Raw genomic sequence first — 15,850 nt, 5'->3', positions numbered from 1 at the left:
GCCGCTTCAGATGAATCAGGCGCTCTTCGCAGCCTGCAACCCGTTGTACTTCTCCATCAACTGATCCTGCGTCTCCAGATGTTCCGGATTGCGCGGAATACATTCGACGGGACACACCTGCACGCATTGCGGCTCATCGAAATGGCCAACGCATTCGGTGCACTTCTTCGGGTCGATCACATAGATTTCCGGGCCCATCGAAATCGCGTCGTTCGGGCACTCGGGCTCGCAAACGTCGCAATTGATGCACTCGTCGGTAATCATCAGGGCCATGCTGTTCTCACTTCATGCCGGCACGCGTGCTTTGCATGCCGGCTAACGTTCCGTAATCCGCAATTTTACGCCTGACGGACAGACCACGCTGAGTGTCCGGTTATCACGGACGACGCACGCGCTACGCCGTCAGGCGCGCGAGGATCACGGCTTGGCGGCGGCGCGCGCCTCTTCTAGCACGGCGACCTTGTCCTGCAGCCGCTTTTCGACAGACGGGAACACGAACTTGCTCACATCCCCGCCGAGTTGCGCGATTTCACGGACGATCGTGCCCGAGATGAACTGATATTGATCGGACGGCGTCATGAACATGGTTTCGACGTCGGGCAGCAGGTAGCGGTTCATGCCCGCCATCTGGAACTCGTATTCGAAGTCCGACACGGCGCGCAGTCCGCGCACGATCACGCGCGCATTGTTGACCCGGACGAAATCCTTCAATAGCCCCTTGAAGCTCATCACCTGAACGTTCGGATAGTGGCCGAGCACTTCGTTCGCAATCTCGAGCCGCTCTTCGAGGTTAAAGAATGGCCGCTTGTTGCGGCTATCCGCTACGCCCACCACCAGCGTGTCGAAAATGCTCGATGCGCGACGCACGAGGTCTTCGTGACCGCGCGTGAGCGGATCGAACGTACCCGGATACACGGCGACAACCATGGGATTTCTCCTCTCTACAGACTAGAAGGCGTGCCGGAACACGCCCCGCAGGACTCGTCTGACGACGACACCGCGCGCGTAACGGCAAGCCGTCCGGCGCTTGTTATGGAACGCGCATTATTCCTCATTTTCGCGCTGCAGCAAATGATAGTGGACAGCACCTGCCTTGCCCTGCCGTACCACGGACCAGCCTTCGAGCGCCGGGTGTCCGGCGGTATCGAGCGATTCACCGGATTCGACATACAGGAAGCCATCCGCGCTGATCAGCGGCGCAGCGAGTTCGAGCGCGCGATCGAGCAGATCCTCGCCGAACGGCGGGTCGAGGAACACGACGTCGAACGAGCCGGGCGCGAGGCTCGCGGCGAGGCGCAACCCATCGGCTTCGGCGACTTCGATTGCGGACGCCGCCAGCTTGGCCTGATTTGCATGCAGTTGCGCCGCCGCGCGTGCGTTACGTTCGACCATCAGCACGCGCGCCGCGCCGCGCGACGCGGCCTCGAAGCCTAGCGCGCCGCTGCCGGCGAATAGATCGAGACAGCGCTGGCCGTCGAGCCGCTGGCCGAGCCAGTTGAACAGCGTCTCCCGGACGCGGTCGGGTGTCGGCCGCAAGCCGTCGAGATCGATTACGGGCAGCGGCGTGCGTTTCCAGTCGCCGCCGATAATGCGGATAGTGTGCGGTTGGCCGCGGCCGGAAGGCGCGCTTTTTGCGCCGTGTTTTGCACCGGTTTTTGCGCGGGAAGGGGAAGGACGGGACATGCGATTCGTGTGTTGAGCGTGCGCCCGCCGATCGTCGATACCTATCCGATCGGGGGGCCGGAGCGCCAACGTTACCACACGCGCGCAGCCGCCTTCGCCAAAGTTCACTACGGCGGTGCACAGGTGCCGGCGCTCACGACGCCGCCTGACGCGCCTGATAAAATGTGCGGCTTCCAGCGCTTCGCATACTTCGCTGCCATGCGGACGCCGCCGAACTGTCGCGTGGCTCGCCGCCGTTCGTCGCCACGCGTTGCCGGGCCAAAGCAGGAATCCGGCGCAATCTCACTCCAGTCCAGACCATGTTCAGCTTTTTCAAACGATTCAAGGGTTCCAAGGCGCCCGACGACACGCCTGACGCGCCGCAGGCCGATTCCGGCGCCGACGTCGACATGCAGGACGTGGCTGAGCCGGAAGCGCCCGTCGCGCGTTCGCAATCCGTCCCGGACTCGGCCGATGCGCCTGAATTCGATCCCAATTACGTCCCCGACGCCGCCGACTTCGAAGAGACGGACGACGAGGCCGCCGAAATCGTCCCGCCGCCGGTGCCCGAAGCCGCCGCGAAGCGTTCGTGGCTCACGCGCCTGCGAAGCGGTCTGTCGAAGACCAGTACGAGCATCACGGGCATTTTCGTCGGCGCGAAGATCGATGAAGACCTGTACGAAGAACTGGAAACGGCGCTGCTGATGTCCGACGCGGGCGTCGACGCGACCGAGTTTCTGCTCGAAGCATTGCGCGAGAAAGTGCGCGCCGAGCGACTCACCGATCCGCAGCAGGTCAAGGCCGCGCTGCGCACGCTGCTGATCGATCTGCTGAAGCCGCTGGAAAAGTCGTTGACGCTCGGCCATTACCAGCCGACCGTGATGATGATCGCGGGCGTCAACGGCGCGGGCAAAACGACGAGCATCGGCAAGCTCGCGAAGCATATGCAGAACTTCAACCAGTCGGTGCTGCTTGCCGCGGGCGACACGTTCCGCGCCGCCGCGCGCGAACAGCTTGCGATCTGGGGCCAACGCAACAACGTGACGGTCGTGCAGCAGGAAAGCGGCGATCCCGCTGCGGTGATTTTCGACGCCGTCGGCGCGGCGCGCGCCCGCAAGATCAATGTGGTGATGGCGGACACGGCCGGCCGTCTGCCGACGCAGCTTCATCTGATGGAAGAACTGCGCAAGGTGAAGCGCGTGGTCGGCAAGGCGATGGACGGCGCACCGCATGAAGTGCTGCTCGTCATCGATGCCAACACCGGTCAGAACGCGCTCGCGCAAGTGAAGGCTTTTGACGATGCGCTCGGCCTGACTGGCCTGATCGTGACGAAGCTCGACGGCACCGCGAAGGGCGGGATTCTCGCGGCGATCGCGCGACAACGTCCTGTGCCTGTGTACTTTATCGGCGTCGGTGAAAAGGTCGAAGATCTCCAGCCGTTCAGCGCCGAAGAGTTTTCGGATGCGTTGCTGGGTTGATGTCCTGACCGTCTGAAGCTGGCATCGGTTGGAACAAAAAGGGCGTCATGCATTCGCATGACGCCCTTTTTTCATTGCTTCAGCGCTTCACTCGGCATCGGGCTGCGCGCCCGGTTCCGCGCGAGCGAAAGCATCGAGCGTATTCGCGTGCTCGCAGATGCGGCGAATGGTCGGATATGGACTCATATCGACGTTGAAGCGGTTCGCATTGAAGACCTGCGGCACGAGGCAGATATCGGCGATGGTGGGCGTGTCGCCGAAGCACAGCTTGCCCGCGCGGCCGTCCGCGACGAGATACTCTTCGAGCGCGGCAAAGCCCGAGCTGATCCAGTGGCGATACCACGCGTCCTTCACCTCGTCGTTCACACCCACTGTGCGCTTCAGATACTTCAGCACGCGCAGATTGTTCAACGGATGAATCTCGCACGCGAGCTGCTGAACGATCGAGCGGACATACGCGCGATCGATCGGCTTCGACGGCAGCAGCGGCGGCTCGGGATGCGTCTCGTCGAGATACTCGACGATCGCGAGCGACTGCGTGATCACATGGTCGCCGTCCACCAGCGTGGGAACGACGGCATCGTGATTGAGCTCGCGATATTCGGGCTTGAACTGCTCACCGCCGTCGCGCAGCAGGTGCACGGGCATGTACTCGTACGACAGGTTCTTCAGGTTCAGCGCGATGCGCACGCGATACGACGCCGAACTGCGAAAGTAGCTGTACAGCTTCATTGTGTTTTGCTCCCCCTGAATGTCGCCAGCGACGTCAGACGACGCGCACGCTGAACTCACCCAGCCCGTCCACGCCGCCCTTCATCAGATCGCCCTGCACGATTGCGCCGACACCTTCCGGCGTGCCCGTGAAAATCAGGTCGCCCGGTTGCAGTTCGAACAGCGTCGACAGATACGCGATCGTCTCGGCGACGGACCAGATCAGTTGCGACACGTCCGAACGCTGCTTTTCCTCACCGTTGACGGTGAGCCAGATCGCGCCCTTGCCGACGTGACCGACTTTCGAAACAGGATGAATCGGGCCGAGCGGCGCCGAATGATCGAAGCCCTTTGCGGTGTCCCAAGGACGGCCCAGCTTTTTCGCTTCCGCCTGCAGGTCGCGGCGGGTCATGTCGAGACCAAGCGCGTAGCCGTAGACGTGGTCGAGCGCATTGTCGGCGGAGATGTTCTTGCCAGCCTTGCCGATTGCCGCGACCAGTTCCATCTCGAAGTGCACGTTCTTCGACTGCGCCGGATACGGAAATTCTCCCGTTGCGCCCGGCGCGACATACAGCACGGCGTCGGCTGGTTTAGCAAAGAAGAACGGCGGTTCGCGGTCGGGATCATGGCCCATTTCGCGCGCGTGCGCCTCGTAATTGCGGCCGACGCAGTAAATGCGGCGCACCGCGAATTTATCGTCCGTTCCGACGACTGGCACTGCCGTCACCGGCGCTGGCGCAAACACGTAACCCATTCCGTTCTCCGTCTTTTGTTGGACCGCTCTGATGCGGCGAAGCATTGAGTGTAACGCGGCGCCGTTTCCCGCGTAGCCTGGCCGAACGGCCAGGTGGCGCGCGCTGAAGCCGTCCCGTAAGGTTCGCGACAGGCCGTCAATTCACTCGCGTTTTGCACGCGCACCCGGCGTGCGATACTCGAAAGGAATCAGGCACGTCGCAGCGGCGGCCGCCGTCCCCAGAACACCGATTTCCCCAATGACCGATCTCACCGACACCACTCCCTTTCCCTGCGCCCGATTCATCAAGGAAATCGGCCGCGGTCCCAACGGCGCGCGCGCGCTCACGCCGGAGGACACGCACGCGCTCTACAGCGCGATGCTCGACGGCCGCGTTTCCGACCTGGAACTCGGTGCGATCCTGCTGGCGTACCGCGTGAAAGGCGAATCCGCCGACGAGCTGGCCGCGATGCTCGCAGCCGCCCACGCTTCGTTCGAGCCCGTCGCGGTGAAGCACGATGCGTATCAAGCCGTGTCGATCCCGAGCTACAACGGCGCGCGCAAGCAGCCCAACCTCGTGCCGCTGCTGGCGCTGCTGCTCGCGCGCGAAGGCGTGCCGGTGCTGGTGCACGGGGTGACGGAAGATCCGGGCCGCGTGACGAGCGCCGAAATCTTTGCGCATCTGAACCTCGCGCCCGCGCAGACGCACGCGGATATCGAAACGAGCCTCGCCAATCAGCGGCTCGCGTTCGCGCCCATCGGAACACTCGCGCCGAAGCTGGCGCGGCTGCTATCGCTGCGTCGAAGAATGGGTGTGCGCAATTCGACGCACACGCTCGTGAAGATTCTGCAGCCTTTCGCGCCGGCGGGGTTGCGGCTCGTGAACTACACGCATCCGCCTTATCGCGAAAGCCTGACTCAGCTGTTCGTCTCGCATCCCGCCATGGCGGTCGGCGGCGCGCTGCTCGCGCGCGGCACCGAAGGCGAGGCCGTCGCCGACACGCGCCGCCAGGTTCAGATCGACTGGCTGCATGACGGCATCTGCGAGACACGCATCTCGGCCGAGCGCTCGTCGCCGGATGCGCCCGAGGTCGACTTGCCCGAAGGCCGCGACGCGCCGACCACGGCGGCGTGGATCGCCGCCGTGCTGAACGGCGAAGCGCCCGTGCCGGCCGCGATCACGCGCCAGGTCGAGCTGATCGTCGAGATCGCGCAGAAGGCCGCCTGACAAGGGCCGACAGCCGTCCGGCTTGCCTCGGCGAACGCTCTCGCGAACGCATCGCAGCAAATAGCGGGTTGACAGGCCACTGCCGCCTCGCTTATCTTGTAAAGATGCGTTCCATTCCGAACACCCTCCGAATTACCCTCGGCCGCCTAGCGCGGCCCCTATCGCTACGTCTAGCCTAAGCAAGACGTAGCGCCGTACGCAGTCGCCACAGCGACTCGCGGCGGTCCTCCAGAGCAGTTCCTGTTTCACCCCAGTCCGTAGTTCCTTCAAAACCTGTAGTCGCCTGTGTTCGTCCGTTATCCATCGGACGAATCGCGAGGGTCAAATGCACGTTGCATGGGCTTCCGTTCCGTTCATTGCTTTCGTCATCGTTCCGATGACGCTGTTTGTTCGCGCCCGTTCGTTGCTCCCGCTAGCGCCCGGCTCGCGGGACGTGCATCTGTGGCAGCCCGCCAGCCGCTCGACGCCACCTCACCCAGCACACGACTAGACGAATCGAACGAGGCCTCAACATGTTGCGCAACCCTGCCGAGAAGTACCGCCCTTTCCCCACCGTCCGTTTGACCGGCCGCAAGTGGCCCACCCGCACGATCGAGCGCGCGCCGATCTGGATGAGCACTGATTTGCGCGACGGCAACCAGTCGCTGATCGAGCCGATGAGCATCGCTCAGAAGACCGAGTTCTTCGAGATGCTTGTGGCGATCGGTTTCAAGGAGATCGAAGTCGGTTTTCCGTCGGCGTCGCAAACCGACTTCGATTTCGTCCGCAAGCTGATCGACGAAAAACGCATTCCCGACGACGTGACCATCGAAGTGCTCGTGCAGTCGCGCGCCGACCTGATTGCGCGCACGTTCGAGGCGCTCGAAGGTGTGCCGCGCGCGATCGTCCATCTCTACAACGCGATCGCGCCGTCGTTCCGCAAGATCGTGTTCGGGCTGTCGCAGGAACAGGTGAAGGCGCTCGCAGTGGAAGGCACCCGCATCATTCGCGAGCATGCCGACGCCCGTCCGCAGACGCACTGGACTTACCAGTATTCGCCCGAAACCTTCAGCATGACCGAGTTGCCGTTCGCGCGCGAAGTCTGCGACGCCGTCGCGCAGACGTGGCGTCCGACGCGCGATCACAAGATGATCGTGAACCTGCCCGCTACGGTCGAAGCCGCGACGCCGAACGTGTACGCCGACCAGATCGAGTGGATGGACCGCAATCTCGGCTATCGCGACAGCATCGTGTTGTCCGTGCATCCGCATAACGATCGCGGCACGGCCGTCGCCGCCGCGGAACTCGCGCTGATGGCGGGCGCGGACCGTATCGAAGGATGTTTGTTCGGCAATGGCGAGCGCACGGGCAACGTCGATATCGTGACCCTCGCGATGAACCTCTACACGCAGGGTATCGACCCCGGCCTCGATTTCTCGGACATCGACGCCGTGCGTCGCGTGGTCGAGCGCTGCAACCAGATTCCTGTGCACCCGCGTCATCCGTATGCAGGCGATCTCGTCTACACGGCGTTCTCCGGCTCGCATCAGGACGCGATCCGCAAGGGCTTCGCGCAGCAAAAGCCGGACGCCGTCTGGGAAGTGCCGTATCTGCCCATCGATCCCGCCGACGTCGGCCGCAGCTACGACGCCGTGATTCGCGTGAACAGCCAGTCCGGCAAGGGCGGCGCGACGTATCTGGTCGAGCGCGGCATGGGCTTCGCGCTGCCACGGCGGGTGCAGATCGAATTCAGCCACGCAGTGCAATCGGTGGCGGATCAGTCGGGCGAGGAAGTGACGGGCGACGCAATCTGCGCGCTCTTTGCCCGCGAATACTTCGAGGCGGACGGCCCGGCGCAGCGCGTGAACGGATCGACGGTGCGCTGGAACAAGCGCGAGATCGCCGTTCCCGCGACGGCGGCAGCGAGCGTCGATGGCCACGAAGCGTATGCGAAGGCGGTTGCGCAGGAAATGGCCGGGGCTTCGAAGCAAACCATCGAAATCACGTCGTTCGAGACCGCGCGCACCACCGACGGCCGCACAGTGGTATTCGTCGCCAGCCGCGTCGGCGAGCAGCCGATGCGTCACGGCATAGGCGTAGCGGAAGACGAGATGACGGCCGTCGTCGATGCCGTCGTCAGCGGCGTCAATCGCGCCGGTTGGGCGGCTGTCGACCGCCGCGTCGCGGCGTAACGGCAAGACGTCACGTAACGGCAAACGGGGCAGGACGAAGCGAACAGGAAGACCGCAGAAGCGCAAACGCGGGCGATTCAACCATCGCCCGCGCGCACGGACCGCTCACGAGGCGGCTACCGTCAGACGAAGAGTGAAGGCGCGATCCGCGTCACTCGATTGCGCAACGCGTCGCCTGCCACGCGATCAGCTGCCATTTGCCGTCTTCCTGGGCCTGAATCGCCATGTAAGCGATCGGAAAGAGCAGCGCGCCGCTATTCGCTTCCATCTCGATCAGCGCGCGCCCGGTGACGACGCAGGTCTCGCGTCCGACAGGCAGCACGTCCTGCGACTGCACCTCGATCTGGCGATAGCGGCGGCGCCCGGCCGTGATGGCGTCGATGAACTGCTGCTTCGACTCGCGCTTGCCGTTCGTGTGGACGTAAATGACGTTGTCCGACAGCAGCGCGTCGAGCCGCTGTCCGTTTCCTTCCACCATCGCCCGAAAGCGATCGCGCTCAAGCCCGCGAATCGCTTCGATCACTTTTGCCGGCATCGCGTTCGCCCCTATCGACGACGGCGCCGATACCGGCAGCGGTCGTCAGAAGTTGTACTGCACGTAAATCTGCTGGAAATTTATACCAGGATTCGGCTCTTTGATACTTGCATTGGAGACGTGCTGAAAGCGGTAGCCAAACTGGTACTGCTGATGCGAGCCGAATTGCGCGCCGACGCCCACCATATCGGCGAACTGGAAGGCGGTACTGAGCGTGTAGTCCGACGAGATGCGCGGATGGGTCAAAATCCGCACTCCGACACCCGCCTCGATGAACGGGCGGATCGCCCCCGAGCTTTTGATGAACCGCACGACCGGCGTGACGCCGAATTCGCCGATATTGTCGTGAACGTTGCCTTCGTCCGTGTGCCACCACGCGGCATGCGCCTCGCCGACCAGCGCGAAATGCCAGCCGCCGATTTCCCACCAGGTCAGATTGGGGTCCCAGACGAAGCCTAGGTCGAGTTTGCGTACGTGGTGATCGGCGAGACCGCCCGCAATCTGAACGCCGAACTGGTCCGCCGAGGCCAAGCCCGACGCGCAGAGAAGCGCTGCAGCGACAGCACATTTGAGTGCCAGATTAAACGAAGCGTTGTTCTTTTTTTCCATCGTGCGTCCACCGGATGCGGGGTTTAGCAAGGGACATCGTTGCCGCGACATTCTAGAGACAGAAGCAACTATCGGACCCTTTAATAACAACTGAAAACTCGCAAATCACTGCTTCTGTTTCCGAAAAAATCTTACCCACGATTGCAGAATCTTGCTGCCGCCGAGGAATGCTAAGCGTTCGGTACCAAACCCGCAGATGAGGTACGATGCTATTGAACGTGCATTTTCGATAGGAAAGAGGGAACTTGCATGCCCCTATGGCTTCTAAGTATTAGCACTCGGGAAATGAGAGTGCTAACATCCATCGTGGTCCGCTTTGGCGGACATTTGTCTGAATAAAGGAGTTTGCTACGTGAGCAACACACTGACCCTTCCGAGTACTCTGAGCCCGTCGTCGGCTAAGGCCGCTCCGGCAGGTGCACTGGCGCTCTCGCACGCTTCTCTTCTGCCCGGCCAGCTGGGCAACATCGACGCCTACATCCAGGCCGTAAACCGGATTCCGATGCTGACGCCGGCAGAAGAGCGCCAGTACGCCACCGAGTACCGCGAGCAGAACAATCTCGACTCGGCGCGCAAGCTGGTCCTGTCGCACTTGCGACTGGTCGTGTCGATCGCGCGTAATTACCTCGGCTATGGCCTGCCGCACGCCGACCTGATCCAGGAAGGCAACATCGGCCTGATGAAGGCCGTAAAGCGCTTCGACCCGACGCAGAACGTGCGCCTCGTGTCTTATGCAATGCACTGGATCAAGGCCGAAATCCACGAGTACATCCTGCGCAACTGGCGCATGGTGAAAGTGGCGACGACCAAGGCGCAACGCAAGCTGTTCTTCAACCTGCGCAGTCACAAGCAAGGGTTGCAGTCGTTCACGCCGGACGAGATCGAGGGCCTGGCGAAAGAACTGAACGTGAAGCGCGAGGAAGTGGCCGAGATGGAAACGCGGCTGTCGGGCGGCGATATCGCGCTCGAAGGCCAGGTCGAAGACGGCGAAGAAGCGTTCGCGCCGATCGCCTATCTCGCCGACTCGCACAGCGAGCCGACGGCCGTGCTGGCCGCGCGTCAACGTGACCGTCTGCAGAGCGACGGCATCGCGAGCGCGCTGGAGTCGCTCGATCCGCGCAGCCGACGCATCATCGAAGCACGCTGGCTGCAGGTGGAAGACGACGGCTCGGGCGGTTCGACGCTGCACGAACTGGCCGACGAGTTCGGTGTATCGGCCGAGCGGATTCGCCAGATCGAAACCAGTGCGATGAAGAAGATGCGCACCGCGCTGGCCGAGTACGCGTAACCTCAGAGAAGCAGCGGGCGCGCGCCAGTCACTGGCCACACGCGTTTCTGACAGAACCCTGCCCTTCGCAAGAAGGCAGGGTTTTTTATTGCGCGTCGTCAAATATTGCGCAGATACGCGTCATTGTCGAGACATTGCCTTGACCTCGCGCAGAGCGTGACTTATTAGTGATAAAGCCGGACGCGCCGCGCGACACGATGACGCGGGCCCGTCCGACAGGCCGTTCCTACAATGGTTATGCACGCGCCAGTGCCGCGAGGTAATGCGCACTGGGTCTGGCCGGGTCACCCGGCGCGATGTCGTTGCGGATCGAACATGGCCATCACGCTCAATCACAGGAATGCCACACGCCGCACGCTCGCCAGCCGCATCGTCGCGTGGGCTCGCGGTCCGACCTTTGCGCGCGACATCCTGATCGTGCTCGCGATCAAATTCGCGCTTCTGTTCGCGCTCAAGTTCGCGTTCTTCAATCATCCGCAGGCGCAAAACATGTCGCTCCCGCCTGCTCAGGTCGCCCAGGCGCTGCTGTCGGTGCCGGCGTCCGCCTCACCGCCGCCTTCGACTCGAGGTCTCAACCATGCCCGCTAGCGACGTCGTCGATCTCTCTCGCCTGCAATTCGCCGTCACCGCGCTGTATCACTTCCTGTTCGTGCCGCTGACGCTCGGGCTGTCGTGGCTGCTGGTCATCATGGAAAGCGTCTACGTGATGACGGGCAAACCGATCTACAAGGACATGACGCAGTTCTGGGGCAAGCTGTTCGGCATCAACTTCGCGATGGGCGTCACCACGGGCCTCACGCTGGAGTTCCAGTTCGGCACCAACTGGTCGTACTACTCGCACTATGTCGGCGATATTTTCGGCGTGCCGCTGGCCGTCGAAGGGCTGATGGCGTTCTTTCTGGAGTCGACCTTCGTCGGGCTGTTCTTCTTCGGCTGGAACCGGCTGTCACGCATCCAGCATCTGATGGTCACGTTTCTCGTCGCGCTCGGCTCGAACCTGTCCGCGCTGTGGATCCTGATTGCGAACGGCTGGATGAACAACCCGGTCGGCGCCGAGTTCAACTACGAAACGATGCGCATGGAGTTGTCGAGTATCTTCGCCGTGATCTTCAATCCTGTCGCGCAGGTGAAGTTCGTGCATACGGTGTCGGCGGGCTATGTGACGGCGTCGATGTTCGTGCTCGGGTTGTCGTCGTGGTATCTGCTCAAGCGCCGCGACATCGACTTCGCGCTGCGCTCGTTCGCCGTGGCGGCAGGCTTCGGTCTGGCGTCCACCTTGTGCGTGATCGTGCTCGGCGACGAATCGGGCTACACCACAGGCGAAGTGCAGCAGATGAAACTCGCTGCGATCGAATCCGAATGGGAGACCGCGCCCCCGCCCGCGCCATTTACGATTGTCGGCATTCCGAGCCAGCAGGAAGAACGCACGGATTACGCGTTGCGCGTGCCGTACGCGCTTGGCATCATCGCGACACGTTCGCTCGACGAACCTGTGGTCGGCCTGAAAGAACTGATGGCGCGCAACGAGACGCGCATCCGCAACGGCATGCTCGCGTACGACGCGCTGCAGAAGATCAAGCAAGGCGACGCGAGCGACGCAACGCACGCCGCCTTCGACCAGCACAAGCGGGACCTCGGCTACGGCCTGTTGCTCAAGCAGTTCACCCCCAACGTCACCGACGCCTCCGCCGAGCAGATCAAACAGGCCGCGAAGAAAACCGTGCCGCCCGTGCTGCCCGTGTTCTGGTCGTTCCGGCTGATGGTCGGCCTCGGCATCCTGTTCCTCGCGACCTTCGTGCTCGCGTTCTTCTTCTGCGCGCAACGCTCGCTGCTGCGCGGCAGCCGCCGCTGGTTCCTGCGCTGGGCCGTGTGGGCGATTCCGCTGCCGTGGCTCGCGGCGGAATTCGGCTGGATCGTCGCGGAAGTCGGGCGCCAGCCGTGGACCATCGCGGGCATCCTGCCGACTTCGCTGTCGGCGTCGAGCCTGACGGCAGGCGATCTGTATCTAAGCCTCGCGGGCTTCGTCGTGTTCTACACCGCGCTCTTCATCATCGAGATCACGCTGATGTTCAAGTACGCGCGGCTTGGGCCTTCGTCGCTGCATACGGGACGCTATCACCACGAGCAAACCGCGAAGCCTGCCGTCGGCGCGAACACGGCGGCATGAGCGGGTTCGACAGCGGTATCGACAGCAACACCCTTGCCGTCGCACGAAAACACGAGGAAACATCGCTATGGACTACGCAACCCTCAAAGTGATCTGGTGGGTGCTCGTCGGTGTGCTGCTGATCGGCTTCGCGCTCACCGACGGCTTCGACATGGGCGCAGCGATCCTGCTGCCGTTCATCGGCAAGACGGACGCGGAGCGGCGCGTCGTCGTGAACACGGTCGGCGCGACGTGGGAAGGCAACCAGGTCTGGCTGATCACCGCAGGCGGCGCGATGTTCGCCGCGTGGCCGCTGGTGTATGCCGCATCCTTCTCGGGCTTTTACTTCGCGATGCTGCTCGTGCTGTTCGCGCTGTTCTTCCGCCCGGTCGGCTTCGACTATCGCGGCAAGCGCGACGACCCGCGCTGGCGCACCGCGTGGGACTGGGCGCTGTTCGTCGGCGGCTTCGTGCCGGCGCTGGTGTTCGGCGTCGCGTTCGGCAATCTGCTGCAAGGCGTGCCGTTCCAGTTCGATCAGGATCTGCGCGTCACCTATCACGGCAGCTTCTTCGAACTGCTCAATCCGTTCGCGCTGCTGTGCGGCGTGGTGAGCGTAGCGATGCTGGTCGCGCACGGCGCGGCGTTCGTCAAGATGAAGGCGGACGGCGTCGTCGCGCGGCGCGCGTCGGTTGCGCTGCGCATTGCGTCGCTGGTCGCGGTCGCGCTGTTTCTGATCGGCGGCGTGCTGGTCGCGACGCTGATCGGCGGCTATCAGATCACCGAGCCCGCGCCGTTCGATACCGTCGCGAATCCGCTGCTGAAAAACGTGATCGGTGCGCCGGGCCTGTGGCTCACCAACTACGCGACGTATCCGTGGATGGTCGCGGCGCCCGTCGCGGGTGTTGTCGGCGGCGTGCTCGCGCTCCTGCTGGCAAGCTCGCGCTTCGAGCGCAGCGCCTTTCTGTCGACGTCGCTGATGGTGATCGGCGTGATCCTGACGGCGGGCTTTTCGATGTTTCCGTTCATCATGCCGTCGTCGCTCGACGGACGCAGCAGCCTCACCGTCTGGGATTCGACGTCGAGCCAGATGACGCTGCAGATCATGCTGATCGCGGTGATCATCTTTCTGCCGCTGATACTCATCTACACGAGCTGGGTGTATCGCGTGATGCGCGGCAAGGTCACGGCCGACGCGATCGAACAGAACCATCATTCGATGTACTGATACACCACGCGCAAGAGGGAGCGAACCATGTGGTACTTCAGCTGGATTCTCGGTATCGGGCTTGCACTCGCGCTTGGCATCATCAATGTGATGTGGCTCGAAGCGAACAACGCCGTCGAGCCGGACGCCGATCCGGACAAACGGTAAGCGGGTAAACGAAAATCGGCGCCCCGCGGGGCGCCGATTTTCTTTGCCAAGAGCTCAGGCCGTGACGAAGGTCAGGCCGTTGCCGTCAGGCGCGTCGACAGTTGCTGCGCGTAGCGCTGCGCATCGTCACCGACAACGATGTGGAACGTATCCGTCGATACCCACGCTATGCTCAGCGTGTCGAGACGCTGGCGATCGACAGCCGACGGATCGCGCACGACGATACGCAGACGCGTCGCCGCGACGGCTTCCAGCGACACGACATTGGTCGCGCCACCGAACACGGCGAGCCAACGCAGCGGGTCCGGATCGAGTGGGCCGTTGCCCGTCGCAGCAGCGGGCGCCGCAGCGACAGCAGCCGGCTTGGCCGATACAGGGGCAGGCGAAACAGCAGCAGCCGCACCGCCGCTCGCGATCGTCGTGCGGATTTCATCGGCGATCATGTCCGCTTCCGGTCCGATGATCACCTGCACGTTGCCGCCGCCGCGCTTCAACACGCCACGCGCGCCGATCGACTTCAGCTCGTTCTCCGACACCTTCTCCGAATCCACCACCGACAGACGCAGACGCGTCGTGCAAGCATCGACCACCGACAGATTCGCCGCGCCGCCCAGCGCAGCGATGTAACGCTGTGCACGCGTGCCCGACGCAGCCGCCGCGCCTTCGACAGGCGCCACATAGCCGGCCGACGCATACGACTCGTTGGCCACTTCCGGCGTTTCCTGCTCGCGGCCCGGCGTCGCCATGTTGAACTTGCGGATGAAGAAGCGGAACAGACCGTAGTAGACGATCGAATACGCGATGCCGATGGGAATCGCTTCCCAGCCCTTTGTCGACAGACCGTAGTTCAGCACGTAGTCGATCGCGCCCGCCGAGAACGTGAAGCCGAGCTTGATGCCGAGCGCCGAGCAGATCGCAAGCGACAGACCCGTCAGCACCGCGTGGATCGCGTACAGCACAGGCGCGAGGAACATGAAGCTAAATTCGATCGGCTCCGTCACGCCCGTCAGGAACGACGTCAGCGCCATCGAGAACAACAGGCCGCCGACCAGCGCGCGGCGCTCCTTCGGTGCTTCATGGAACATCGCCAGACACGCTGCGGGCAAACCGAACATCATGACCGGGAAGAAGCCCGTCATGAACGTGCCCGCCGTCGGGTCGCCTGCGAAGAAGCGGTGCAGGTCGCCCGTGACAGCAGCGCCGCCCGGCGGCGTGAACGAGCCGAACACGAACCACGCGAGCGAGTTCAGGATGTGATGCAGACCCGTCACCAGCAGCAGACGGTTCAGCAAGCCGAACACGAACGCGCCGACTGCGCCTGCCGTCGTCAGCCAGTGGCCGGCTGCGTCGATGGCCGCCTGAACGGGCGCCCACGCGTAGCCGAACACGATGCCTAACACCAGACACGCCACCCCCGTGACAATCGGCACGAAGCGTTTGCCTCCGAAGAACGCGAGGTAGTCGGGAAGCTTGATGTCCTTGTACTTGTTGTACAGCATCCCCGCGACGATACCGGCGATGATCCCCGACAGCACGCCCATGTTGAGCTTGTCGTTGATGTCCTTCATCACGGCCACTTCGACCAGATAGCCGATTGCGCCCGCCAGCGCCGCAACGCCGTTATTGTCCTTCGCGAAGCCGACAGCGACGCCGATCGCGAACAGAAGCGGCAGGTTGTCGAAGATCGCGCCGCCCGCGTCGGCGATCATCTTGATGTTGAACACATCGGGCTGGCCGAGGCGCAGCAACAGGCCGGCGACGGGCAAAACCGCGATCGGCAGCATCAGTGCGCGGCCAAGGCGCTGAATCTTCAGAAACGGATTTCCATCCATTGATACCTCCACTCCTTTGTCTCGTGTAGTTGCGTAATTGCTTTACATGCTGGTTGAAATGTCGAGCTGACGAAGTTGGCTTTTA

General features: G+C 63.0%; 16 protein-coding genes. 8 read left to right on the top strand and 8 right to left on the bottom strand.

From position 1 onward, the window contains the following. Nucleotides 1–15 precede the first annotated feature (15 nt). From PPGU16_RS01725 to rsmD, 3 genes are all read right to left on the bottom strand, one after another. Nucleotides 16–273: a YfhL family 4Fe-4S dicluster ferredoxin gene (locus PPGU16_RS01725; RefSeq protein ID WP_180721435.1), complete on the bottom strand. Its 258-nt coding sequence runs from the start codon at nucleotides 271–273 to the stop codon at nucleotides 16–18. A gap of 144 nt (nucleotides 274–417) precedes the next feature. Further along, entirely contained in the window at nucleotides 418–927 is a 510-nt protein-coding gene (coaD, locus tag PPGU16_RS01720; RefSeq protein ID WP_007579686.1) for a pantetheine-phosphate adenylyltransferase, read from the bottom strand. 117 nt (nucleotides 928–1,044) lie between these two features. Then, entirely contained in the window at nucleotides 1,045–1,683 is a 639-nt protein-coding gene (rsmD, locus tag PPGU16_RS01715; protein WP_180721434.1) for a 16S rRNA (guanine(966)-N(2))-methyltransferase RsmD, read from the bottom strand. 299 nt (nucleotides 1,684–1,982) lie between these two features. On the opposite strand from rsmD, the gene ftsY reads away from it, so the two are divergent. Continuing rightward, a complete protein-coding gene (gene ftsY / locus PPGU16_RS01710; protein ID WP_180721433.1) occupies nucleotides 1,983–3,140 on the top strand; it encodes a signal recognition particle-docking protein FtsY in 1,158 nt (385 codons plus the stop codon). A gap of 87 nt (nucleotides 3,141–3,227) precedes the next feature. Here the strand turns inward: ftsY and maiA are convergent, their stop codons facing one another. Next, on the bottom strand, nucleotides 3,228–3,872 hold the full coding sequence (gene maiA, locus PPGU16_RS01705) for a maleylacetoacetate isomerase (RefSeq protein ID WP_180721432.1): 645 nt from the start codon (nucleotides 3,870–3,872) through the stop codon (nucleotides 3,228–3,230). Between the two features lie 34 nt (nucleotides 3,873–3,906). Continuing rightward, on the bottom strand, nucleotides 3,907–4,605 hold the full coding sequence (locus PPGU16_RS01700) for a fumarylacetoacetate hydrolase family protein (protein WP_180721431.1): 699 nt from the start codon (nucleotides 4,603–4,605) through the stop codon (nucleotides 3,907–3,909). 238 nt (nucleotides 4,606–4,843) lie between these two features. Between PPGU16_RS01700 and ybiB the strand changes: the two genes are divergently transcribed. Both ybiB and leuA read left to right on the top strand, forming a co-directional pair. Then, a complete protein-coding gene (gene ybiB, locus PPGU16_RS01695; RefSeq protein ID WP_180721430.1) occupies nucleotides 4,844–5,812 on the top strand; it encodes a DNA-binding protein YbiB in 969 nt (322 codons plus the stop codon). Nucleotides 5,813–6,324: 512 nt separating this feature from the next. Next, complete coding sequence (leuA, locus tag PPGU16_RS01690) at nucleotides 6,325–7,983, top strand: 2-isopropylmalate synthase (RefSeq protein ID WP_180721429.1); 1,659 nt, start codon at nucleotides 6,325–6,327, stop codon at nucleotides 7,981–7,983. Between the two features lie 151 nt (nucleotides 7,984–8,134). Here the strand turns inward: leuA and PPGU16_RS01685 are convergent, their stop codons facing one another. Both PPGU16_RS01685 and PPGU16_RS01680 read right to left on the bottom strand, forming a co-directional pair. After that, the gene (locus PPGU16_RS01685; protein WP_180721428.1) at nucleotides 8,135–8,518 is read right to left on the bottom strand and encodes a nuclear transport factor 2 family protein; all 384 of its coding nucleotides are present in this window, start codon (nucleotides 8,516–8,518) and stop codon (nucleotides 8,135–8,137) included. A gap of 45 nt (nucleotides 8,519–8,563) precedes the next feature. Next, the gene (locus PPGU16_RS01680; RefSeq protein ID WP_180721427.1) at nucleotides 8,564–9,127 is read right to left on the bottom strand and encodes an acyloxyacyl hydrolase; all 564 of its coding nucleotides are present in this window, start codon (nucleotides 9,125–9,127) and stop codon (nucleotides 8,564–8,566) included. Nucleotides 9,128–9,479: 352 nt separating this feature from the next. Here PPGU16_RS01680 and rpoH point away from each other — a divergent pair, with 352 nt between their 5' ends. The 5 genes from rpoH (at nucleotide 9,480) to cydX (ending at nucleotide 13,933) form a co-directional block, all read left to right on the top strand. Then, the gene (gene rpoH, locus PPGU16_RS01675) at nucleotides 9,480–10,415 is read left to right on the top strand and encodes an RNA polymerase sigma factor RpoH (protein WP_180721426.1); all 936 of its coding nucleotides are present in this window, start codon (nucleotides 9,480–9,482) and stop codon (nucleotides 10,413–10,415) included. Between the two features lie 315 nt (nucleotides 10,416–10,730). Beyond that, nucleotides 10,731–11,003, top strand: a complete 273-nt coding sequence (gene cydP, locus PPGU16_RS01670) for a cytochrome oxidase putative small subunit CydP (RefSeq protein ID WP_180721425.1) — start codon at nucleotides 10,731–10,733, stop codon at nucleotides 11,001–11,003. Further along, nucleotides 10,993–12,582: a cytochrome ubiquinol oxidase subunit I gene (locus PPGU16_RS01665; protein ID WP_180721424.1), complete on the top strand. Its 1,590-nt coding sequence runs from the start codon at nucleotides 10,993–10,995 to the stop codon at nucleotides 12,580–12,582. The genes cydP and PPGU16_RS01665 overlap by 11 nt, the downstream gene beginning before the upstream one ends. A gap of 67 nt (nucleotides 12,583–12,649) precedes the next feature. Beyond that, nucleotides 12,650–13,786: a cytochrome d ubiquinol oxidase subunit II gene (gene cydB, locus PPGU16_RS01660; protein WP_180721423.1), complete on the top strand. Its 1,137-nt coding sequence runs from the start codon at nucleotides 12,650–12,652 to the stop codon at nucleotides 13,784–13,786. A gap of 27 nt (nucleotides 13,787–13,813) precedes the next feature. Continuing rightward, nucleotides 13,814–13,933, top strand: coding sequence for a cytochrome bd-I oxidase subunit CydX (gene cydX / locus PPGU16_RS01655; protein ID WP_180721422.1), 120 nt, complete (start codon nucleotides 13,814–13,816; stop codon nucleotides 13,931–13,933). Nucleotides 13,934–14,004: 71 nt separating this feature from the next. Here the strand turns inward: cydX and nagE are convergent, their stop codons facing one another. Further along, a complete protein-coding gene (nagE, locus tag PPGU16_RS01650) occupies nucleotides 14,005–15,765 on the bottom strand; it encodes an N-acetylglucosamine-specific PTS transporter subunit IIBC (RefSeq protein ID WP_180721421.1) in 1,761 nt (586 codons plus the stop codon). Nucleotides 15,766–15,850 lie beyond the last annotated feature (85 nt).

The organism is Paraburkholderia largidicola, from assembly GCF_013426895.1.
Taxonomy (GTDB): Bacteria; Pseudomonadota; Gammaproteobacteria; order Burkholderiales; family Burkholderiaceae; genus Paraburkholderia; species Paraburkholderia largidicola.
This window is presented reverse-complemented; position numbering and strand designations above follow the sequence as displayed.